Source organism: Citrobacter sp. RHBSTW-00524 (assembly GCF_013747755.1).
Lineage (GTDB): Bacteria > Pseudomonadota > Gammaproteobacteria > Enterobacterales > Enterobacteriaceae > Citrobacter > Citrobacter braakii.
In genome coordinates this window covers 2,641,511-2,664,251 of sequence record NZ_CP056421.1, presented here as the reverse complement: position 1 = coordinate 2,664,251, position 22,741 = coordinate 2,641,511, and the positions used below count along the sequence as shown (strand labels likewise).

The 22,741-nt window shown below is 50.9% G+C and carries 21 protein-coding genes; 12 read left to right on the top strand and 9 right to left on the bottom strand.

Annotated features, from left to right (window positions below; translation table 11 throughout):
- Nucleotides 1-9: 9 nt before the first annotated feature.
- Entirely contained in the window at nucleotides 10-2,436 is a 2,427-nt protein-coding gene (gene ynfF / locus HV229_RS12800; protein ID WP_181545612.1) for a selenate/tellurate reductase subunit YnfF, read from the bottom strand.
- 148 nt (nucleotides 2,437-2,584) lie between these two features.
- Nucleotides 2,585-2,893 carry a DUF1161 domain-containing protein gene (locus HV229_RS12795; RefSeq protein WP_085951053.1) on the bottom strand — a complete coding sequence of 103 codons (309 nt, stop codon included), beginning with the start codon at nucleotides 2,891-2,893 and terminating at the stop codon, nucleotides 2,585-2,587.
- Between the two features lie 102 nt (nucleotides 2,894-2,995).
- Between HV229_RS12795 and HV229_RS12790 the strand changes: the two genes are divergently transcribed.
- Nucleotides 2,996-3,706 (top strand): YnfC family lipoprotein, encoded by a 711-nt coding sequence (locus HV229_RS12790; RefSeq protein ID WP_181545611.1) that lies wholly within the window; start codon nucleotides 2,996-2,998, stop codon nucleotides 3,704-3,706.
- A 7-nt stretch (nucleotides 3,707-3,713) separates the two neighbouring features.
- Here the strand turns inward: HV229_RS12790 and speG are convergent, their stop codons facing one another.
- Complete coding sequence (gene speG, locus HV229_RS12785) at nucleotides 3,714-4,274, bottom strand: spermidine N1-acetyltransferase (RefSeq protein ID WP_006684613.1); 561 nt, start codon at nucleotides 4,272-4,274, stop codon at nucleotides 3,714-3,716.
- Between the two features lie 35 nt (nucleotides 4,275-4,309).
- Complete coding sequence (locus tag HV229_RS12780; RefSeq protein ID WP_016153054.1) at nucleotides 4,310-4,651, bottom strand: DUF1283 family protein; 342 nt, start codon at nucleotides 4,649-4,651, stop codon at nucleotides 4,310-4,312.
- Between the two features lie 153 nt (nucleotides 4,652-4,804).
- On the opposite strand from HV229_RS12780, the gene HV229_RS12775 reads away from it, so the two are divergent.
- From HV229_RS12775 to HV229_RS12755, 5 genes are all read left to right on the top strand, one after another.
- On the top strand, nucleotides 4,805-5,131 hold the full coding sequence (locus HV229_RS12775) for a YnfA family protein (protein ID WP_016153055.1): 327 nt from the start codon (nucleotides 4,805-4,807) through the stop codon (nucleotides 5,129-5,131).
- Nucleotides 5,132-5,238: 107 nt separating this feature from the next.
- On the top strand, nucleotides 5,239-6,453 hold the full coding sequence (gene rspA, locus HV229_RS12770; RefSeq protein WP_016153056.1) for a starvation-sensing protein RspA: 1,215 nt from the start codon (nucleotides 5,239-5,241) through the stop codon (nucleotides 6,451-6,453).
- A 13-nt stretch (nucleotides 6,454-6,466) separates the two neighbouring features.
- Nucleotides 6,467-7,486 (top strand): Zn-dependent oxidoreductase, encoded by a 1,020-nt coding sequence (locus HV229_RS12765; protein WP_181545610.1) that lies wholly within the window; start codon nucleotides 6,467-6,469, stop codon nucleotides 7,484-7,486.
- Between the two features lie 53 nt (nucleotides 7,487-7,539).
- Entirely contained in the window at nucleotides 7,540-8,919 is a 1,380-nt protein-coding gene (locus HV229_RS12760; RefSeq protein ID WP_016156475.1) for an MFS transporter, read from the top strand.
- A 165-nt stretch (nucleotides 8,920-9,084) separates the two neighbouring features.
- Entirely contained in the window at nucleotides 9,085-10,551 is a 1,467-nt protein-coding gene (locus HV229_RS12755; protein ID WP_019076770.1) for a mannitol dehydrogenase family protein, read from the top strand.
- Nucleotides 10,552-10,625: 74 nt separating this feature from the next.
- On the opposite strand, the gene ydfZ is transcribed toward HV229_RS12755, so the two are convergent.
- From ydfZ to ydfG, 3 genes are all read right to left on the bottom strand, one after another.
- Nucleotides 10,626-10,829 (bottom strand): putative selenium delivery protein YdfZ, encoded by a 204-nt coding sequence (gene ydfZ, locus HV229_RS12750; RefSeq protein ID WP_003032393.1) that lies wholly within the window; start codon nucleotides 10,827-10,829, stop codon nucleotides 10,626-10,628.
- Nucleotides 10,830-11,017: 188 nt separating this feature from the next.
- The gene (locus HV229_RS12745; protein WP_016153060.1) at nucleotides 11,018-11,704 is read right to left on the bottom strand and encodes a GntR family transcriptional regulator; all 687 of its coding nucleotides are present in this window, start codon (nucleotides 11,702-11,704) and stop codon (nucleotides 11,018-11,020) included.
- Nucleotides 11,705-11,790: 86 nt separating this feature from the next.
- Nucleotides 11,791-12,537 carry a bifunctional NADP-dependent 3-hydroxy acid dehydrogenase/3-hydroxypropionate dehydrogenase YdfG gene (gene ydfG / locus HV229_RS12740; protein WP_016153061.1) on the bottom strand — a complete coding sequence of 249 codons (747 nt, stop codon included), beginning with the start codon at nucleotides 12,535-12,537 and terminating at the stop codon, nucleotides 11,791-11,793.
- 137 nt (nucleotides 12,538-12,674) lie between these two features.
- On the opposite strand from ydfG, the gene dcp reads away from it, so the two are divergent.
- Complete coding sequence (dcp, locus tag HV229_RS12735; RefSeq protein WP_181545609.1) at nucleotides 12,675-14,720, top strand: peptidyl-dipeptidase Dcp; 2,046 nt, start codon at nucleotides 12,675-12,677, stop codon at nucleotides 14,718-14,720.
- Nucleotides 14,721-15,459: 739 nt separating this feature from the next.
- Here the strand turns inward: dcp and mgtS are convergent.
- Complete coding sequence (mgtS, locus tag HV229_RS12730; protein WP_003032406.1) at nucleotides 15,460-15,555, bottom strand: protein MgtS; 96 nt, start codon at nucleotides 15,553-15,555, stop codon at nucleotides 15,460-15,462.
- A gap of 486 nt (nucleotides 15,556-16,041) precedes the next feature.
- Between mgtS and urtA the strand changes: the two genes are divergently transcribed.
- Genes urtA through urtE form a run of 5 tightly spaced genes read left to right on the top strand, consistent with a single transcriptional unit; the run spans nucleotide 16,042 to nucleotide 21,509 of the window.
- Nucleotides 16,042-17,313, top strand: coding sequence for an urea ABC transporter substrate-binding protein (urtA, locus tag HV229_RS12725; protein ID WP_016156478.1), 1,272 nt, complete (start codon nucleotides 16,042-16,044; stop codon nucleotides 17,311-17,313).
- A 43-nt stretch (nucleotides 17,314-17,356) separates the two neighbouring features.
- Nucleotides 17,357-18,931: an urea ABC transporter permease subunit UrtB gene (urtB, locus tag HV229_RS12720; protein WP_181545608.1), complete on the top strand. Its 1,575-nt coding sequence runs from the start codon at nucleotides 17,357-17,359 to the stop codon at nucleotides 18,929-18,931.
- A complete protein-coding gene (urtC, locus tag HV229_RS12715) occupies nucleotides 18,931-20,004 on the top strand; it encodes an urea ABC transporter permease subunit UrtC (protein WP_181545607.1) in 1,074 nt (357 codons plus the stop codon). Before urtB ends, urtC begins: the two co-directional genes overlap by 1 nt.
- On the top strand, nucleotides 20,004-20,801 hold the full coding sequence (urtD, locus tag HV229_RS12710) for an urea ABC transporter ATP-binding protein UrtD (RefSeq protein WP_016153067.1): 798 nt from the start codon (nucleotides 20,004-20,006) through the stop codon (nucleotides 20,799-20,801). Before urtC ends, urtD begins: the two co-directional genes overlap by 1 nt.
- A 9-nt stretch (nucleotides 20,802-20,810) precedes the next feature.
- Nucleotides 20,811-21,509: an urea ABC transporter ATP-binding subunit UrtE gene (gene urtE, locus HV229_RS12705; RefSeq protein ID WP_181545606.1), complete on the top strand. Its 699-nt coding sequence runs from the start codon at nucleotides 20,811-20,813 to the stop codon at nucleotides 21,507-21,509.
- 40 nt (nucleotides 21,510-21,549) lie between these two features.
- Here urtE and ydeE read toward each other — a convergent pair whose 3' ends face one another.
- Entirely contained in the window at nucleotides 21,550-22,737 is a 1,188-nt protein-coding gene (gene ydeE / locus HV229_RS12700) for an efflux MFS transporter YdeE (RefSeq protein WP_047359042.1), read from the bottom strand.
- Nucleotides 22,738-22,741 lie beyond the last annotated feature (4 nt).

Sequence of the window (22,741 nt, the reverse complement as noted above, 5' to 3'; positions counted from 1 at the left end):
GGTTAGTCCTTATGCCTTTTCAACCTGAACGAGATTACTGTGGGATGGATTCCCCTTCGCTAATGGAGAAGGTCGATGCGACGTGAGAATATTTATGGAACCACCATGATCGATCTGGTCGCCGAACATATCGGCATTGAGCCAGGCTCCTTGTCCGATGGCAGTGACGCCGGGCAAAATACGCGGTGTGACTTTCGCGCTGATCAGCATCTGGCCGATATTATTAAACACCCTAACTGTGTCGCCATTACGGATGCCGCGCGTCCTGGCATCGACGGGGTTTATCCAGATCTCCTGCGGGCAAGCCTGCTGTAAAACATCGATATTGCCGTAGCTGGAGTGGGTTCTCGCCTTATAGTGGAAACCCGTGAGCTGCAATGGATACGTTTTGCGCTTAGGATCGTCCCAACCGTCAAAGCCTGGTGCATAAGCTGGAAGAGGATGAACAATCTCATCGTCTTTGAGTTCCCATGTTTCTGCAATGGTTGCTAGCCGTTCAGAGTAAATCTCAATTTTCCCTGATGGCGTTTTCAATGGGTTAGCCCCAGGATCTTCTCTGAAAGAACGGAAAGCAACATAGTGTTCTTCGGGGCATTTTTTCTTGAAAATACCTGTCGTTTTCATTTCGTCGTAATCCGGCATTTCCGGGTTACGCTCTTTGGTCTTGGCATGCAGGTATTTCACCCATTCATGCTGCGTACGACCCTCGGTGAATTTTTGATATACATCCGGACCTAGACGTTTGGCGACTTCACTTAACATCCAGTAAATGGGTTTACGTTCAAATTTTGGCGATGTCGCAGGTTGACCAAGGATGACATAGCCCATGTTCCCGGCAGACTCGTGTGAGATGAGATCTTCTTGTTCAGTTGGCATCAGGTCAGGTAGCAGAATGTCGCAGTATTTTGCGGAGGCAGTCATAAAATGCTCAATACCGACGATCATTTCGCACTTGCTGTCATCCTGTAAGACATCATGGGTATGCGCGATATTGCCATGCTGGTTGATGAGCGTATTGCTGGCATAACACCAGATAAACTTGATAGGCACGTCCAGCTTATCTTTACCGCGAACACCGTCCTTGGTCGCGGTCATCTCTGCACCATGATCAATAGCATCCGTCCAGGTAAAGACTGATATCTGCGTTTTAACCGGGTTTTCTAGCATGGAGAACCATTCCACGCCCAGATCCCAGGTCCCTTCGCGCATCCCTGAGTTACCACCGTTTATCCCCACATTGCCGGTTAAAACGGAGAGCATCGCAATCGCGCGAGCGGTTTGTTCACCGTTGGAGTGACGCTGCGGTCCCCAACCCTGGCAGATATAAGCGGGTTTCGCTGCGCCGATTTCACGCGCTAACTGGATAATTTTCTCAGCCGGAATGCTGGTAATGTGGGAAGCCCAGTCCGGTGTTTTGGCTATCCCGTCTGGTCCATCGCCTAAAATATAGGCTTTATAGTGTGCATTCCGCGGTGCACTGGCGGGAAGAGTGGTTTCATCGAAGCCGACACAGTATTTATCAAGAAAAGGTTTATCAATCAGATCTTCGGTGATCAGTACCCAGGCGATCGCCGCAGCCAATGCAGCGTCAGTTCCTGGTCGGATAGGCAGCCATTCATCCTCACGACCAGCGGCAGTATCGTTATATCGAGGATCGATAACGATCATTCGTGCGTTAGAACGTTCGCGGGCTTGCTCAACATACCAGGTTACACCGCCGCCGCTCATACGGGTTTCGGCAGGGTTATTGCCAAACATGACGAGCAGTTTTGTATTGGCGATGTCGTCAGGACTGTTGCCGTCGTTAGCACCAAACATATAACCCATTGCGGCGCTGATTTGCGCGGTACTATAACTACCGTAGCGGCTCAAATAGCCGCCGCAAGAGTTCATCAGGCGGTAGGGGACGTTGGAGTTAGTAATATTCCCACCATCTACACCTGTACCGTACAGCACGTGAACCGCTTCGTTACCGTAATCCTGCAGGATCCGCTTCAAATTACCACTAATGGTGTCCAGTGCTTCATCCCAGGTGATCCTTTCAAATTTTCCTTCTCCACGCTTGCCTACACGTTTCATTGGATATTTTAGGCGGTCAGGGTGATTCATACGGCGACGGATCGATCGGCCACGCAAGCAGGCACGTACCTGATGATTACCGTAGGTATCATCGCCCGTTGTGTCCGACTCTACCCAATAGACGGAGTCATCCTTAACGTGCAGACGTAAAAGACAACGACTACCACAGTTAACGGTACAAGAACTCCAGACAACCTTCTCTTCAACGGGTTGTATCGCCTGCTGTACCGCTGCGGCGGCAGTGCGCATTCCGAAAGGTAACGACAGCCCACCCGCGGCAAGCGCCAGCGAACCGATTGCCGAGGATTTCACTAACGTCCTGCGGCTAATGCCTCCATATTGCTCAGTTTTTGACATTACTCACCCCATTATAGTTATCGCTATATATTAATTCCTATAACGAAATTAATAGCATGCTAATAATGGTTTGAGTTTACCCACTTATGGGTATGTCATCTTAATGCATATCAAACTGGAGTGACCCTCCGCGCACGGAGGGCGTGATTTATTGCGGTTCGGCGACGTGCCCGTCCTGGGCAGGGGTGCTATTGGCAGGGGCGTTGCCACTGTTGGTTCGGGTATAGAGAATTTTGTGCGTATCGTTTGCACAATGTCCCACGACCAGTGAATCAGGCTGATCGGCCTGATCGTTGGGAACAATGTTCAGCGTAAAGCTGGATTCAGCAACGCCATTATTAATGATGCGCTGTTCGATATCGCTTTTCACGCGTTCACATGACGCCGGTGCCGCCAAAACCTGCGGGGACGCGACGGCCAGTAAGAGCGCGGCAATTCCTGTTATGTATTTCATCATCAGCTCCTTTATGATCGACCTGGACTAAGATTAGCATTTCTGGTGTAAATAACTGTATTTGCTAATATGATTGAGAATTATCTTCTTATCCCGGTGAAAAATGTGAAGAAAAAGATCTTATTAGGTTTCCTGTGCGTCGTGTTGGCCGGGTGTGATAACGCCAAAGGCCTGGATTCCTTTACGCCGGAAATGGCCAGTTTTTCCAATGAATTTGATTTCGATCCGCTGCGCGGGCCGGTAAAAGATTTCAGCCAGACGCTGCTTAATGACAAAGGTGAAGTCACCAAGCGCGTTGTCGGTACGCTCTCACTGGAAGGGTGCTTCGATACGCTTGAATTGCATGATATCGAAAGCAATACCGGCATGGCGCTGGTCCTGGATGCTAACTATTACCGGGACGCCAAAACGCTGGAAAAACGGATCCGCTTACAGGGTAAATGTCAGTTAGCAGAACTGCCTGCGGCGGGCGTGGTATGGGATACCGACGATAACGGTTTTGTCGTTTCCGCCACGGGAAAAGAGATGAAGGTGCAATATCGCTATGATGCGGAAGGCTACCCGCTGGGTAAAACCACCGTCAATAAGGACAATACCTTGCAGGTTGATGCCAAACCGTCGGTTGACCCGTTGAAGAAGCTGGATTACACCGCGGTAAGCCTGCTTAATAACCATCCGTTAGGTAATGTAAAACAAACGTGCAAGTATGATGACTATGCTAATCCGGTCAACTGCCAGCTTGTTATCGTTGACGAGAGCGTGAAGCCGGCAGTTGAACACCATTACTCGATTGAAAACACCATCGATTACTATTAGTTAGTCTTTACTGAGCGGTAGGTTGCAGCAGGTTAGGACCTGACGTTTTATGTTCTGCCAGATACTGCTGCTGGAAGATACACATGCGGATAGTGTTGCGGTATTGACCGTTGATAAAGAATTCATGAATCAGTTCGCCTTCGACCATAAACCCGAGTTTACGGTAGATGTGGATGGCTTTTTCGTTCTCTTTATCAACGATCAGATACAGCTTATATAAGTTAAGTACGGTAAAGCCGTAATCCATCGCCAGCTTAGCAGCCCGGGAAGCCAAACCTTTGCCCTGATATTCCGGCGAAATAATGATCTGGAATTCTGCCCGGCGGTGCACATGGTTAATTTCAACCAGCTCCACCAGTCCGGCTTTTTCACCGTCGCATTCCACAACAAAGCGACGTTCACTTTGGTCGTGGATATGCTTGTCATACAGATCTGACAGCTCAACAAATGCTTCGTAAGGTTCTTCAAACCAGTAACGCATTACGCTGGCGTTGTTATCAAGCTGATGGACAAATCGTAAATCTTCACGCTCCAGCGGGCGCAGCTTAACACTGAGGGCGCTAGTCATATCGTATCCTTTCAATATCTTTCAAAGTGCAATCATTATGGGGCAACGGTGCGGCCAGTGCGGCGGTCGAGGCAGCGCAGGGTGTTGGGCTCCCAGTACGCATTAATATTAGCGCTCTGTTCGCATTTATCACGGCTATCGAAAGCAGCGTCGGTTTTGTCCCACTCTTTCTCTGCACGCTTGTTGACCTTCTGGCGTAGCTGACGCGTATCGTTCCATTGTTCCTTTTCCATTGCTGCCTGTTGACGACTTTGCGCACTGTCCCCGGATTCAATGATCAGTTTACTGGTTTCAGCAAATGCGGAAGAGGTGTACACAGCCGCAGCCAGCGTCAGCATAGCCGTCAGGCACAGGCGTTTGGTCAGTGTAATATTCATGGCGAGTTCCTTTTATGGGAAAGGGAAAAAACAATAAAACAGGGCTAAATTCTACACTATTCTGGCTTGCGGGCATACCCACTCAGCGGAGATGGATACGCTAACGACATTCTGTCGTATCATGGTTAAACCGAAGGTAACTGAATAACATCAATGCTTAAGACCACATTCCTTTTTTTCATCACCGCGTTATGCGAAATCATTGGCTGCTTTTTACCCTGGCTCTGGCTTAAGCGAGGGGCTACGGCCTGGCTGCTGATACCCGCCGGGATGTCACTGGCCTTATTCGTCTGGTTACTGACGCTGCATCCGGCAGCAAGCGGGCGTGTGTACGCGGCCTATGGTGGAGTTTACGTGGTGACTGCGCTGCTATGGCTACGCATTGTTGACGGTGTAAAACTTAGCCTGTACGACTGGTCAGGCGCGCTGGTGGCATTGTGCGGCATGCTGATTATTGTGGCTGGGTGGGGGCGCGCATAGCGCCTTTTTTGTGATCAATCAGCGTTTTTTTGATCTTCATACTTGTATGGTAGTAGCTCAGTTGGGTAAATTTCCTGCATCACAAGAACAAATGCAAGGAATAAGAGATGAAGATTGTTGGGGCTGAAGTGTTTGTCACCTGTCCGGGGCGTAATTTTGTCACGTTGAAAATTACCACAGACGATGGGATCACTGGGCTGGGAGATGCCACGTTAAACGGACGCGAGTTATCCGTAGCGTCCTATCTGAAAGATCATGTTTGTCCGCAACTGATTGGTCGCGATGCGCACCGAATTGAGGACATCTGGCAGTTTTTCTACAAAGGCGCGTACTGGCGTCGTGGTCCAGTCACCATGTCGGCGATTTCCGCGGTGGATATGGCATTGTGGGACATCAAAGCGAAAGCGGCGAATATGCCGTTGTACCAGCTGCTCGGCGGTGCATCTCGTGAAGGCGTTATGGTTTACTGTCACACCACAGGCCATACCGTAGATGACGTACTCGAAGATTATGCGCGCCATAAAGAGATGGGCTTTAAAGCAATTCGCGTGCAGTGCGGCGTGCCGGGTATGAAAACCACTTACGGTATGTCTAAAGGCAAAGGACTGGCCTACGAACCCGCCACCAAAGGGCAGTGGCCAGAAGAGCAGTTATGGTCAACGGAGAAGTACCTCGATTTCACACCAACACTGTTTGAAGCCGTGCGCGACAAGTTTGGTTTCAACGAACATCTTCTGCACGATATGCACCACCGTCTGACGCCAATTGAAGCGGCCCGTTTCGGCAAAAGCATTGAGCAATACCGTCTGTTCTGGATGGAAGACCCAACCCCGGCTGAAAACCAGGAATGCTTCCGCCTGATCCGCCAGCATACGGTCACGCCGATTGCGGTAGGGGAAGTTTTCAACAGCATCTGGGACTGCAAACAGCTTATCGAAGAGCAATTGATCGACTATATCCGCACCACCATCACCCATGCGGGCGGTATCACTGGCATGCGTCGAATTGCCGATTTCGCGTCGCTGTATCAGGTACGTACCGGTTCGCATGGACCTTCCGATCTGTCTCCAGTATGCATGGCCGCCGCGTTGCACTTTGATCTGTGGGTGCCGAACTTCGGCGTACAGGAATATATGGGGTATTCCGAGCAAATGTTGGAAGTGTTCCCGCATAACTGGACCTTTGATAACGGCTATATGCATCCTGGAGACAAACCAGGTCTTGGGATCGAGTTTGACGAAAAGCTGGCGGCGAAATATCCGTATGACCCTGCATATCTGCCTGTTGCTCGTCTGGAAGATGGCACGTTGTGGAACTGGTAAGGAGTGATTTGCTATGAAAAGTATTGTGATTGAAAAACCAAATACGCTGAATATTGCCGAGCTACCGGTACCAGAACCCTCTGCAGGCGAAGTCAGGGTTAGGGTGAAACTGGCGGGAATTTGTGGTTCTGACAGCCATATTTATCGCGGACACAATCCATTTGCAAAATACCCACGTGTGATTGGCCACGAGTTTTTTGGCGTGATTGATGCGGTAGGTGAAGGTGTTGACCGTTCGCGAATGGGCGAGCGAGTATCCGTTGATCCGGTTATCAGTTGCGGACATTGTTATCCCTGTTCAATTGGTAAACCTAACGTTTGCACATCGCTGGTGGTGCTGGGCGTGCATCGCGATGGCGGTTTTAGCGAGTACGCTGTCGTGCCAGAAAAAAATGCCTGGACGATCCCCGATGCCGTGCCTGATGAGCATGCCGTTATGGTTGAGCCTTTTACCATCGCCGCAAACGTAACCGGGCAAATAAATCCAACAGAAAACGATATTGCGCTGATTTATGGCGCGGGTCCTATGGGACTGACCACCGTACAGGCGCTTAAACGTGTCTATAAAGTAAAAACCGTGGTGATTGCTGACAGAATCGATGAACGCCTTAGCATGGCGAAGCAGTGCGGTGCAGACTGGGCAGTCAATAATAGTCAGCAATCGTTGCAAGATTTCCTGACGGAAAAAGGGCTAAAACCGACCATCATCGTGGATGCAGCTTGCCATCCATCTATTTTACAGGAGGCTATCACGCTGGCATCGCCAGCCGCGCGGATTGTTCTGATGGGCTTCTCCAGCGATCCTTGTCAGATTGTTCAACAAGGCATTACCGGGAAAGAACTTTCAATTTATTCCTCAAGATTAAATGCGAACAAATTCCCGGTTGTTTTTGATTGGTTAGTCAACGGACTTATCGATCCTAACCAACTTATTACCCATACTTTTGACTATCACCACGTTACCGACGCAATTGAATTGTTTGAGAAAGATCAGCAGCACTGCTGCAAAGTTTTACTCACATTCACTGAATAATATAAATAACTGCGAGTAAGTGGTACGCATCTTACCTCTTAGAGATAGCCAATATGAATCAAGAAAAACACGAAAGATCAACGAAGGATCTGGTCAGAGCCGCCGTATCCGGATGGTTAGGTACTGCGCTCGAATTTATGGATTTCCAATTATATTCTCTGGGTGCCGCGCTGGTATTCCATGAGATATTTTTCCCGGAACAGTCTGCAGCGATGGCGCTCATTTTAGCAATGGGTACCTATGGTGCAGGATATATTGCTCGTATCGTCGGAGCATTTATATTTGGCAAAATGGGAGACAGCATTGGGCGTAAAAAGGTGCTGTTTATTACCATCACCATGATGGGGATCTGCACAACATTAATCGGCGTACTGCCAACGTATGCGCAAATCGGTATCTTTGCTCCCGTATTGCTGGTGACGCTGCGTATCGTACAAGGGCTTGGCGCGGGGGCTGAAATCTCGGGCGCAGGGACTATGCTTGCTGAGTATGCGCCAAAAGGCAAACGCGGCATCATTTCCTCGCTTGTCGCCATGGGGACAAACTGTGGAACCCTTAGTGCAACTGCTATCTGGGCGGTGATGTTCTTTGCTCTTGACCGGGAAGAACTGTTAGCCTGGGGCTGGCGAATTCCGTTCCTGGCAAGTGTCGTGGTAATGATTTTTGCCATCTGGTTACGTATGAACCTCAAAGAAAGTCCGGTATTTGAGAAAGTTAATGATGAGGAAAATTCTCCAGCATTAAATAATTCGTCGGAAAATACACTAGGGGCGATGTTTACCAGTAAATCCTTCTGGCTGGCAACCGGTTTACGGTTTGGACAGGCGGGTAACTCTGGGTTAATCCAAACCTTCCTTGCTGGGTATTTAGTGCAGACGTTGTTATTTGATAAATCAATACCCACCGATGCTTTAATGATTAGTTCGGTACTAGGATTTATTACGATACCGCTTCTCGGCTGGTTGTCTGATAAATTTGGTCGCCGGTTGCCTTATATTATTCTGAATATTTCGGCAATTATTCTGGCTTACCCAATGCTCTCAATCGTCGTGGATAAAACGTATAGTCCGGGCGTTATTATGACGGCACTGATTGTTATTCATAACTTTGCCGTATTGGGATTATTTGCTCTCGAAAATATTACCATGGCTGAAATGTTCGGTGCCCGTAACCGATTCACACGCATGGCGATTTCAAAAGAGGCGGGTGGGCTGGTTGCCGTTGGTTTTGGTCCGGTTCTGGCTGGTATCTTCTGCAACATGACTAACTCCTGGTGGCCAATTCTGGTGATGGTCATTGCCTACTCACTGATCGGTTTGGTTTCCGCGCTGCTGATGCCAGAAGTGAAAGACCGCGATCTGAGTGCGCTTGAGGATGCTGCTGAGGTGAGTAAAGCCGATAAGATGCGTTGTTCAGCGACCCAGACAAGCTAATCCACAGCCGCAGCATGAACGGAGGCGCTCGTTCTCCGTTTATGCTGGTACACAGCTTTAAGTGATGTCATACCAATCATTAAAAGCTTAATGCAAATCAAAACATACAACCATACAGGCGTTACTCTGAATCAATCCTGATTTCATTGATAAGTAGGTCATACCATGCAAAACAAGCTCTTAACGGCAAAGGCTGCAGTTCCCGACTACGATCGTACAAAACTGGTTCCGCGTATTGTTCATCTGGGGTTTGGCGCATTTCACCGCGCACATCAGGGGGTTTACGCTGACATTCTCGCTGCAGATCACGGCAGTGACTGGGGCTATTGCGAAGTGAACCTGATTGGCGGCGAGCAGCAGATTGCCGATCTGAAACAGCAAGATAACCTGTATACCGTTGCAGAAATGTCTGCGGATGCTTGGACTGCAAGAGTCGTGGGCGTGGTGAAAAATGCGCTGCATGCGCAGGTTGATGGTCTGGAAAGCGTACTGGCTGCGATGAGTGAACCGCAGGTTGCGATTGTTTCCCTGACCATTACCGAGAAAGGGTATTGCCATTCTCCGGCGACCGGTCAATTGATGTTAGACAACCCAATGATTGCCGCCGATCTACAAAACCCAAAACAGCCAAAAACTGCGCCAGGCGTTGTGGTTGAGGCGCTTGCACGCCGCAAAGCTGCGGGGTTACCCGCTTTTACCGTGATGTCCTGCGACAACATGCCGGAAAACGGTCATGTGATGCGCAATGTTGTCACCGCGTATGCCCGGGCGGTGGATGCGGAACTGGCTGCGTGGATCGAACAACATGTCACATTCCCGTCGACTATGGTTGACCGTATTGTCCCTGCAGTTACCCAGGATACGCTGGACAAAATTGAACACATCACCGGCGTACGCGACCCGGCAGGCGTGGCATGTGAACCGTTCCGTCAGTGGGTTATAGAAGATAACTTTGTCGCTGGCCGCCCTGAATGGGAGAAGGCGGGAGCGGAGCTGGTTGCTGATGTCATTCCGTTTGAAGAGATGAAACTGCGTATGCTCAACGGCAGCCACTCTTTCCTTGCTTATCTGGGGTATCTGGCGGGATATCAGCACATTAACGATTGCATGGGCGATGAAAATTATCGCCTCGCCGCGCGCGCGCTGATGTTGCAGGAACAAGCGCCCACGTTAAAAGTGAAAGGTGTGGATCTTCCGCACTATGCCGATCTGTTAATTGAGCGCTACAGCAACCCGGCACTGCGTCATCGCACCTGGCAGATCGCGATGGACGGCAGTCAAAAACTGCCGCAGCGTATGCTGGACTCCGTTCGCTGGCACATTGTGCACGGTAGCCACTTTGAACTGCTGGCGCTGGGCGTGGCTGGCTGGATGCGTTACGTCGGCGGTGTGGATGATCAGGGCCAGGCGATTGAAATCAGCGATCCGCTGTTACCGGTGATCCAGAAAGCGGTGCATAGCAGTAACGAGGGCGAAGATCGTGTCCAGGCGCTGCTGGCGATCGATGCTATTTTTGGTCGTGAACTGCCGCAGGTAGAATTGTTCAAGAATCAGGTCACACAAGCCTATCTTGCTTTACTGGCTGAAGGGGCGAAAGCAACCGTTGCGAAGTATGCAGCAAAACTGAAGTAACGAGAACATCATTTAAGTCGCCATCTGGCTATAAACAGGCCAGATGGCGCATTGTTTTTTGGCATTCACACCAATTAGTTCATGCCCAAACGAATCAGTTCGAGGGGAGCATATTTACCTTCACACCCTTCGATTTCCACTGTTTTCCCGCGGCGAATTTGCTCAGCGGTCAGGCCATCGGTATCTATCGCTGTAATGCGGCCTGTAAGTCCGGTGTCGCTAATCATGACGCGGCTGCCAGTGGTGATTGCGTTACGGTTACGATCGTATGTTTTCATGGTGTTTTCTCCTTTCCAACTTACCGTCAAAGCCCGTGGGCTCTAGTCCCACGTAACGGGCGCAATATAAATACGCTTCTCGTTAATGATTTTTTTTGTTTTCGATCAAAATCACAGCTTTTTTTGTGCAGATGTGCGGGAGAGGGGAAGGCAGGAGAAACTCACCTCGGTGTGAGGTGAGCGTAATATTAATCTTCGCTGAACCAGTCGCTATTTTCCTGACGGATTAGCTGAACGGACTCACCAATTTCCTGGAGATGCAGCATCATTGCTCGCTCAACGGCATCGCCATCATGTTTCTCAAGTGCGGTAAAAATATCGTGATGCTGACGCAGCAGCATTTCAGGCGGAGAGATATGATCCAGGCTCATATAGCGAACGCGGTCAATCGTGGCCTTAATATTCTCAACGGTGTCCCAGGCGAGCTGGCACTCGGCGATTAAAGCCAGTTTCTGATGAAATTCGTCATCTAGCTGGAAGAAATCATTGATTTGTTTTCGATCAATCGCAATGCGCTGCTGATGCAGATTTTGTTCGAGCTGATAGCACTGTTTGTCGGTGATCAGTGATGCGGCGCGGCGGACCACGGCACATTCAATTGCCTGGCGAACAAAACAGCCGTTTTGCACCTGCGACAGCGAAATTTTGTTTACGTAGCTGCCACGCTGCGGGCGGATCTGAATCAGACCGTTCTCTGCCAGTTTGATGAATGCTTCTCGTACCGGCTGGCGTGACACATTAAAGCGTACGGAAACCTCTTTCTCCGACAGCGGCGTACCGGGTGCAATCAGACAGTGCACGATATCACGACGAAGAATACGGTAAATCTGTTGATTTACCGGTTGTGTAGGGTTGAGCTGCGTTTCTACGGTCATTCATTCTTACTTTTTAGAGAGTTAACCCGGAGATCTTATCACTTATTTCAGGCTATCTATACCCGGCGCAAGGCCGGGCAGAGAAATTAGCTCCGATGAATACTCAGTCCGGCAAAAGACTGTGTGACAGGCATCATTTCAAGGGTGTTAATGTTGACATGAGCGGGTAAGGACGCCACCCACCATACCGCTTCTGTAACATCTTGCGGGGTCAGCGCAGTGGTATTTTCGTAGGCTTTTTCAGCTTTAGCGTCATCGCCTTTGAAACGTACGTTAGAGAATTCCGTACCGCCAACCAGACCCGGTTCAATGTCGGTAACGCGAATCGCAGTGCCGTGTAAGTCAGTACGTAAATTCAGGCTAAACTGGCGAACAAACGCTTTGGTCGCACCGTAGACGTTCCCGCCAGCGTATGGCCAACTACCCGCGGTAGAACCGATATTGATAATATGACCGCGGTTGCGCTCAACCATGCCTGGCAGAACGGCACGGGTCATATAAACCAGGCCTTTGTTGTTGGTGTCGATCATATTTTCCCAGTCTTCAACGCTGGCCTTGTGGGCTGGCTCAAGGCCCAGCGCCAGACCCGCGTTGTTGACCAGAACATCAATATCGCGCCATTCAGCGGGTAAGGCGTTCAGCATCTCTTCAATTGATGCACGATTACGTACGTCCAGTTGCGCGGTATAGAGGCGGTCACCCAGCTCATCTTTGAGTTCCTGCAGGCGCTCCTGGCGGCGTCCGGTGGCAATAACTTTATGCCCATTCTCAATAAAACGACGCGTAATGCACTCACCAAAACCTGCGGTTGCTCCGGTTACTAAAACGATCATCTCACTGTTCCTCAACGCTTTTTATGTAGTACTACCATAGCACGTCATTTCCGTTCAGAGCTATTCCTGCTTAACGCGATTGCGGTCGATTCCCGGGAAGTCTACTCTGGTAAACAAATCGTTTTCAGGAGTGAAAGATGTCGTTAACGAATCCATTTTTACACCACAGCACATTGCCGTATCAGGCGCCGCAGTTTGATCAGATCGACGTGCAGCATTATCGTCCAGCGTTTGATGAAGGCGTGCGGCAAAAACGCGCCGAGATCGACGCTATTGTGCAAAACTCACAGGTTCCTGATTTTGCTAATACGTTGCTGGCGCTTGAACAAAGCGGGGTGCTGCTCACGCGCGTGACCAGCGTTTTCTTCGCGATGACGGCGGCGCACACCAACGATGAACTACAGCGCCTTGACGAAGAGTTTTCCGCAGAGCTGGCGAACCTTGCCAATGATATTTATCTCAATGGCGCGCTTTTCGCCCGTGTCGAAGCCGTCTGGCAGAGGCGTGGTACGTTAAGTCTGGATAGCGAATCAATACGTCTGCTGGAGGTCGTGTATCAGCGTTTTGTACTGGCCGGCGCCCGTCTGAATGAGACCGATAAAGCCAAACTTAAAGCGCTCAATACGGAGTCAGCCACGCTGACCAGCCAGTTTAATCAACGGTTGCTGGCAGCAAACACGTCAGGTGCTATGGTGGTGGATGATATCCGGCATCTGGAGGGGCTGAGCACAGAAGAAATTGCCGTTGCCGCCGAAGCTGCAAGGGCGAAAGGGCTTGAAGCGCGTTGGGTTATCCCGCTATTAAACACAACACAGCAACCGGCGCTTGCGGTTTTACGCGATCGTCAGACCCGCGAAAAACTGTTCACCCGCGCATGGACGCGGGCTGAAAATGATGATGGCAACGACACGCGAGCTATTATTCAGCGACTGGTAGCAATCCGGATGCAGCAGGCGCAACTGCTTGGTTTTGCCAATTACGCAGCCTGGAAAATTGCCGACCAGATGGCAAAAACGCCGGAAGCGGCACTGACATTTATGCGATCTATTGTTCCAGCCGCGCGGGCGCGGGCGTTGGATGAGCAGGCTGAAATCCAGAACGTTATCTTTCAAGAACACGAGTCGTTTAGCGCCGAGGCCTGGGACTGGTCGTTTTATGCCGAGCAGGTCCGTCGTGAGAAATATGACCTTGATGAGGCACAGCTCAAACCTTACTTTGCCCTTGATTCGGTGCTGAACGAGGGCGTTTTCTGGACGGCCAATCAACTCTTTGGCATCAAATTCGTTGAGCGATTCGACATTCCGGTTTATCACACGGATGTTCGGGTATGGGAAATATTCGATCATGATGGCGTAGGGTTGGCGCTATTTTACGGTGATTTCTTTGCCCGGGAATCAAAAAGCGGCGGAGCCTGGATGGGCAATTTTGTTGAGCAATCGCTGCTTAACGAAACCAGACCGGTTATTTACAACGTCTGTAATTATCAAAAACCTGCGCAGGATCAGCCTGCATTGCTGCTGTGGGATGATGTTATTACGCTATTTCATGAATTTGGACATACATTGCACGGTCTGTTCGCCACTCAGCGTTATGCCACGCTTTCTGGGACCAACACTCCGCGTGATTTTGTTGAGTTTCCTTCACAGATCAACGAACACTGGGCGAGCCATCCTCAGGTCTTTGCCCGTTTTGCCCGACATGTTGATACCAGGGAGCAAATGCCGCAGGCATTGCGGGATAAAATGCAGCGGGCCAGTCTGTTTAACAAAGGTTACGACATGACCGAACTGCTCAGCGCGGCATTGCTGGATATGCGCTGGCACTCTCTGGAGTTGAGCGAGTCATCTCATCCGGTCGATCAATTTGAACTGCAGGCGCTGGCGGCGGAAGGTTTGGATCTCAAGGCCGTGCCGCCGCGTTATCGCAGCAGTTATTTTGCCCATATCTTCGGTGGCGGTTATGCCGCAGGTTATTATGCCTATCTGTGGACGCAAATGCTGGCCGATGACGGCTACCAGTGGTTCGTAGAGCAGGGCGGATTAACCCGTGAAAACGGACAGAAATTCCGCGAAGCAATTTTGTCCCGCGGAAACAGCACTGATTTAACTGAACTTTATCGCCAGTGGAGCGGGCGTGAACCGCGCATGGAACCCATGCTGGAACATCGTGGCTTGAGCGCTTAAGACAGGTCAGCCAGAAAATTGAACCGGGCGTGGTGCCCGGTTGTTAGCTGGATTTTTTCTTCAGCAAAATGAATCGTTGTTGGGTATTGATGCCTTGCATCTCATAGAGACGCTCGGGTAGGGAGTGCTGCTGGTGAAAGGTCGGCATTGTTTTCCTGTTCTTACGTTACTTGACTGGTTTGCTTTGGGAAGGAAGGTAGGTATTGCCGCAGTTGGGGCAGACTAACGTTATGTTGTTTTTTATTCTCGACAGGCTGTGCATTGACTGGCGGCAGCAGTGAGGACAGGTACTTTTCACTGGTCGTAAAGTACGCATCTTAATATCTTTGAGTATCGACATATTGATTGTCCTTGTGATGGGGTGCTTACCATACACTATGAAGCAATAAATAGCTCATTTTATAACCATTGCGATGACATGGATTACTGTACGGTTTGCAAGAATCTCATTAGCGGCCAACATGTCTTATAGAAGGTAGTTACGTTTCGTTTAACGTTCATTGGGGTTGTCGATGATAGATTAGCCAACTATCCGTTATCTTCGCAGGGAATTGCCAGGTAGCGTATAAAAGCAAAACACAAATCTATCCATGCAAGCATTTACCGCTGGTTTATCCGGCGGTTTTTTTTATCTGTACATCAGGGAAAAGGTGCCGGAAGGGGGTATTCAGGTAAAAAAATGGCCCCTTGTGCAGCTACGCAGCAAGGGGCCGGGTCGGTTCAGGACTATCTCCGTTCATCAATCATCCCATCTGTGGCTAAAATACGCGGCCAGGAAACCGGAAAATAAAATAATTCCCAGAACAGCCATAAAAATATTCATATTACCCAGCATAGTAAATGCTCCTTTATTTGTGAGTTTCCTCTCTTACCTTAAGTTCACCTCGCTTATGACTATAGTAGCAATTCAATCTTAAACAAAGGCTGAACTGTGTGATTATTTCGGCGGAAAAGTAAAATTTTTACGTGATTACGTCGGGAAAAATAAATAATAGTGACAAGGGACGGTTATCTGCGAACAAATAACCATGTTTTTATACCGGGGCACGCCGTTATGACCGTGTGTGACAGACACAGATTGTTGCACGTTTATAATGCAGAGTTGTCTCATTGTGGTTCAATCTTTCACGCGATTAATCCTTCTGGCGGCAAAATTTAATACTGCTTTTTGTGCCTAAAATTCTAACTCATTGATTTTATATGATGTTTAAATATCTGGCATCGTTTTTGCCTTATCACTTCTGAATACCCTTAATTTGCACCGTTTTGTCTGCCCGGCTGCACCGGAGCTTTCAACAAGACTAATTTCAGGAGTGAAACTATGCAGCGTCGTACATTTTTAAAAGCTTTTGCGCTTTCCGCCTCTGTTGTCGCAATGGGAATGAGTTTTAGCGTTCAGGCGGCCGACACTATTAAGGTTGGCATCATGCATTCGTTATCCGGCACCATGGCTATTTCCGAAACGCCGCTGAAAGATGTGGCGTTGATGACTATTAATGAAATCAATGCGCAGGGCGGTGTATTGGGCAAAAAGCTGGAACCGGTGGTGGTTGACCCAGCCTCGAACTGGCCGTTATTTGCTGAAAAAGCACGTCAGTTACTGAGCCAGGACAAGGTAGCGGCGGTTTTCGGCTGCTGGACATCGGTTTCGCGTAAATCGGTTTTACCGGTATTTGAAGAATTGAACGGTCTGCTGTTTTACCCGGTGCAATATGAAGGTGAGGAGATGTCGCCTAACGTCTTCTATACCGGCGCTGCGCCTAATCAGCAGGCGATCCCGGCGGTTGAGTATCTGATGAGTGAGGACGGCGGCAGCGCTAAGCGCTTCTACCTGCTGGGTACGGACTATGTCTATCCGCGTACGACTAACAAAATTTTACGCGCCTTTTTGCATTCGAAAGGCGTGGCCGATAAAGACATCGAAGAGGTGTATACCCCATTCGGACACAGCGATTACCAGACCATTGTTGCCAGTATTAAAAAATTCGCCGCAGGGGGAAAAACGGCGGTGGTATCGACCATCAACGGGGATTCTAACGTTCCATTCTATAAAGAGTTAGCGAACCAGGGCCTGAAAGCCACGGATGTACCGGTGGTGGCATTCTCTGTGGGTGAGGAGGAGTTGCGCGGTATCGATACTAAACCGCTGGTGGGCAACCTGGCTGCGTGGAACTACTTTGAGTCCGTAGATAATGCGGCCAACAAGAAGTTCGTCGCGGATTACCGGGCGTATGCCAAAGCGCATAAGTTACCGAATGCTGATTCGGTGGTGACCAACGACCCTATGGAAGCCACTTATGTTGGCCTGCATATGTGGGCGCAGGCAGTAGAAAAAGCCGGAACTACCGATGTGGATAAAGTCCGGGCGGCTATGGCAGGACAATCATTCGCAGCACCATCAGGATTTACCCTGACCATGGATGCGACCAACCATCACCTGCATAAACCCGTCATGATTGGCGAGATTGAAGGCAACGGCCAGTTTAACGTGGTGTGGCAAACCGAAGCGCCGGTTCGCGCCCAGCCGTGGAGTCCGTATATCGCCGGTAATGATAAAAAATCTGAACAGCCCGTTAAAACCGCCAGCAACTGATCTTACGCCCTCCTGCGGGAGGGCAACGCTTTGGAGAATGCTCATGAAAGCCATGCGCTTTATTCGTGGTGTGTTGTTGCTGACGTGGCTTTTGCCGTGGATAGCGCAGGCCGCAGATGCCGATACCTTCACCGCCGCCAACCGGACTCAGCAGGCCGCCTTGCTAGAACAATGGTCGGTAAAACCCGATGTTCAACGCTTGCCGGTGCTCAAAGCGCTGGGTGATGAGAACCTGCTGACAGATAACGCGAAAAACGCGTTCATCATGAACGGCTCGCACGTACAACCGCTAGGAACGGCGGCAGGCCCTAACGGGGAGCTAAAAAAAATCCGCCTGACTAACCGCCTGCGTAATCTGGTTGCCGGAACCTTGGCCGTCCACCAGCTCTTAAGTGACAGTGTCACGCAAAGGGGCGGGGCAGCGCGTACATTACAGCGTGAGGCCCAGCCGGGGATGCTGCCGTTTTTGCAGCAACGACTGGCCCAGGAGCCCGATGCTGACGTGAAATCCTTACTGGCTATTGCACTGGCAAACCTGCAACTGACCAGCACCTCGTCTGAGATCAGACGTCAGGCAATCGAACTGCTAGGGGCGTCGAACGATCCTGAAACCCAGGCGCGCCTGCAGCCATTCACCCATGCTGAACATGAACCTGATGCCCGCGTTCGTGCTGCCGCTGACGAAAGCCTGAATGCCATCGCGCATCGCATGAAGGTTGGCGATCTTCTTGGACAGGCATTTATGGGATTGTCGCTGGGCTCCATTTTGCTGCTGGCGGCATTGGGTCTGGCGATAACCTACGGCTTACTTGGCGTGATTAATATGGCGCATGGTGAGATGTTAATGCTCGGCGCTTACGGTACCTGGATGGTGCAACAGCTGATGGGCCAGTTTTTCCCGCAATGGTTGGCCTGGTATCCGGTTATTGCACTTCCGGTCGCCTTTTTGCTTACCGCTGGGGTTGGAATGCTACTCGAGCGCGGAGTGATCCGCCATTTATACGGGCGTCCGCTCGAAACCCTGCTGGCAACGTGGGGGATCAGTCTGATGCTTATCCAGTTAGTGCGTATGTCCTTCGGCGCGCAAAACCTTGAAGTCGCTAATCCGGAATGGCTTTCCGGGGGCATTCAGGTTTATGCCAATCTGATTTTGCCGTGGAACCGAATTGTGGTGTTTGGCTTTGCCATTCTGGTGCTGTTCTTCACCTGGCTGTTGTTGAATAAAACCCGTCTCGGACTGCGCGTACGTGCGGTGACGCAAAATCGCAATATGGCGGCCTGCTGCGGCGTACCTACCGGACGTGTGGATATGCTGGCCTTTGGTCTTGGTTCAGGGATTGCCGGACTGGGGGGCGTCGCGCTCTCGCAGTTAGGCAACGTTGGACCGGAGCTGGGGCAAAGCTACATTATCGATTCGTTTCTGGTGGTGGTGCTGGGCGGCGTGGGACAACTCGCGGGGAGTGTAGCCGCTGCGTTTGGGCTTGGGATCTTCAACAAAATTCTTGAGCCTCAGGTGGGAGCGGTTCTCGGTAAGATTATGATTCTGGTGCTGATTATTTTGTTTATTCAGAAACGTCCTCAGGGGCTGTTCGCGTTGAAAGGGAGGGTTATTGACTGATGACGATGCCAATGACATTAACGCTGGCGCGTAAAGCGCCGCGCGCGACACGCATCCTGGGGCTGGGTTTACTGCTGACGCTGATTATTTTGCCGTTTCTGGCGCTGTTACCTGCGGATCATCCGCTGGCCATATCGGTGTGGACATTGACTCTGGCCGGGAAAATTCTCTGCTATGCCATTGTGGCTGTGGCGCTGGATCTGGTGTGGGGCTATGCGGGAATGCTCTCGCTGGGCCACGGTATTTTCTTTGCGCTGGGGGGATATGCGATGGGAATGTACCTGATGCGCCAGGCTTCCGGCGAAGGATTACCGGCCTTTATGTCGTTTCTGTCGTGGACCGAGCTGCCCTGGTTTTGGTGGGGAACGCAACATTTTATCTGGGCGATGTTGCTGGTTGTGCTGGTGCCGGGCCTGCTGGCGCTGGTATTTGGCTGGTTTGCCTTCCGTTCAAAAATCAAAGGGGTCTATTTCTCCATCATGACTCAGGCCCTGACTTTCGCCGGAATGTTACTGTTTTTCCGCAACGAAACCGGTTTTGGGGGAAATAACGGTTTTACCGGTTTTACCACCATTCTGGGATTTCCGGTGACCGCGACCTCAACCCGTATCGCACTGTTTCTGGCGACGGTCATGCTGCTGGTGCTGGCAATATGGCTGGGACTGGCGCTGGCCCGCAGTAAGTTTGGTCGAATTCTCACTGCCGTGCGCGACGCCGAGAACCGACTGATGTTCTGTGGTTACGATCCGAAAGGTTTCAAGCTGCTGGTGTGGACGCTTTCCGCCGTGCTGTGCGGCCTGGCGGGGGCGTTGTATGTTCCGCAGGTGGGAATCATTAACCCCAGCGAAATGTCGCCGACCAACTCGATAGAAGCGGCGATTTGGGTTGCCCTCGGCGGGCGTGGAACCCTGATTGGCCCGGTATTTGGCGCCGTACTGGTGAACGGCACTAAAAGCCTGTTTACCGTCATTATGCCGGAATACTGGCAGCTGTTTCTTGGCCTGATCTTTATTGGCGTTACGCTGTTTTTACCTCGTGGCGTGATGGGTCTGTTTCGCAAGGGAGACAAATAATGCAGCCAGATGAAGGGCTTTTTACTCGCCAGATGCCAGGCGATCGGTTTCGCAACCAAACGGACCCGGTGCTCCAGTTGGAAAAAATTAACGTTAACTTCGATGGTTTCCAGGCGTTAACGGATCTCACGCTCAATATTGGCGTTGGGGAGCTGCGTTGCATCATTGGTCCCAACGGTGCCGGAAAAACGACGCTAATGGATGTTATTACCGGCAAAACCAGGCCGCAAAGTGGTCGGGCGATATACGATCAGTCGACCGATTTAACAACGCTGGACCCCATCGCCATTGCACGTCAGGGTATTGGGCGGAAGTTTCAGAAACCCACGGTATTTGAAGCGTTAACGGTGGAGGAGAATCTGGAGCTGGCGCTGAAAAGCGATAAATCTGTCTGGGGCTCTTTACGGGCGCGCCTCACCGGCGAACAACGGGATCGTATAGATGAAATACTGGCGCTGTTGCGGCTGGGCAACGAGCGGGCCCGCCGCGCCGGGCTGCTTTCTCACGGGCAAAAACAGTTTCTCGAAATTGGCATGCTGTTAGTACAGGAGCCGCATTTACTGCTGCTGGATGAACCCGCGGCGGGCATGACGGATGCGGAGACGGAATACACTGCGGAACTGTTTCGTAAGCTTGCCGGGAAGCACTCGCTGATGGTTGTTGAGCACGATATGGGATTTGTCGAAACCATTGCCGATCGCGTCACGGTCTTACACCAGGGACGCGTTCTGGCTCAGGGAAGTCTGCGCGAAGTGCAGGCCAACGAGCAGGTTATTGAAGTTTATCTCGGGCGTTAAGGAGCACAGATGTTGCAGGTGAAAGAACTGAATCAATATTATGGTGGCAGCCATATTCTGCGAAGTGTGAACGTTGAGGCGCGTATCGGCGAGGTGACATGTCTGCTGGGGCGTAATGGCGTGGGTAAAACGACGCTTCTGAAGTGCCTGATGGGGCTTATTCCTGCCCGCAGTGGGAGTGTGTTCTGGCAGGAGAAAAATGTCACTCACTGGAAGCCGCATCAGCGGGTCAGGGCCGGTGTGTCGTATGTACCACAGGGTCGCGATATTTTCCCGCGTCTGACGGTAGAAGAGAACCTGCTGCTCGGCCTTTCCCGTTTTTCAGCACAGGAGGCCAGACGTGTGCCGGATGATATCTATGCGCTCTTTCCGGTTCTACAGGAGATGAAACATCGGCGGGGCGGAGATTTGTCCGGCGGGCAACAGCAGCAACTGGCGATTGGACGAGCGCTGGCCAGTCGCCCGCAGTTGTTGATCCTCGATGAGCCCACGGAGGGGATCCAGCCGTCAGTGATTAAAGAAATTGGGCAGGTGATTTCTCAACTGGCGCACCGGGGTGACATGGCCATTTTGCTGGTGGAGCAGTTCTATGATTTTGCGCAGCAACTGGCCGACAAATACTTACTCATGTCGCGAGGCAGCATTATTCAAAGCGGTGACGGTAAAAATATGGAATCCGAAGGCGTTCGAGGGCTGGTCGCCATTTGAGATTCGCGACAGAGCGGCTTTGGCTCTGTCGCGATCATCATTAGCAGACCGCCGTCTGGCCCCAGGGTTTGGCGCGCATACCTTTTATCATTAGCGCCCAGGCAAGAACGATCGCCACCATCAGCGCCACAAACAGCGACCACGGCGGCAATGTGGTTAAAATGACGCCGCTGACTAATGGGTTTACCGCTGCGCCCAACCAGCCTAACGACTGGGCGGAAAAATAGCTGGCTTTCATTCCTGCAGGCGCGATGTTGTCGATGAGCATGTATTCACCCGGTGCGTAAATGACTTCGCCGATAGTGAAAAAGGCTGCAGAAATGCCCCATAACACCAGGTTGTTGCCGGAGAAGGTAAAGCCAACCAGACCGACCACAAAGAACAGCGTGCCCACAGTCATTAGCGGGCGGATATTCGTGGCGGTGAGCCTGCGCCCGAGGGCATATTGCAGTGATACCACAATGGCGGCGTTAACAGGCAGGACGACTGCTACCACTTTCTCGGCAAAATCGCCGTCTGCAACCACCATAACGTATTGCGAAATACAGGACGCAAAGGCACCACCAACGAATGACGCCAAAAATGCTGACAGCGTAAACCAGAATAATGCTCTGTCGCGCAGCAGTACCGAGGGGGACCAAACTGCGGCGTTCAAACCTTCTGATGCTGCTGGTGAACGTTTTACCCAGGTCTGGATAAACACCAGAGGGAGTGCTGAACATGCAGCAGCGAGCCAGAACGGCAGGTTAATGCTTTGCATCACCAGTAGCGTGCCCAGCGGTGGGCCTACGGTCCAGCCGATGTTCAGCACGGTATAGTTAAGCGAGAAAATTTTAGTCTTGTTGGTCGCCGAGAGATTATCGGCAAACCAGGCTTTCAGCACCGTGGCGAAGACGGAGTAGGCGCAGTTGATCAGGGCAAAGAGCAAAACCACTACCACTACGTTATGCACCAGTGGAATAGCAATAAAGCCAGAGGCAAAGCCGCAGATAGCCAGCAGCATATAGCGTTTTTTATCAAACTTGTCGGCCAGAATACCAAAGCCAAGGCTGAACACGACGCCAATGGTCAGTGCGACCGTCATCGCATAACCGATCAGGTCGACGCTCAGATTGTACTGTCGGCTGAGGTAGATCGTCATAAAGGGCAGCGTGGCGCCACGCCCAATCGTTAATAACAATGATGACGCGAGTAACGCGAGAGTGGACCTTCTCAGAGAGATATTCATTTTC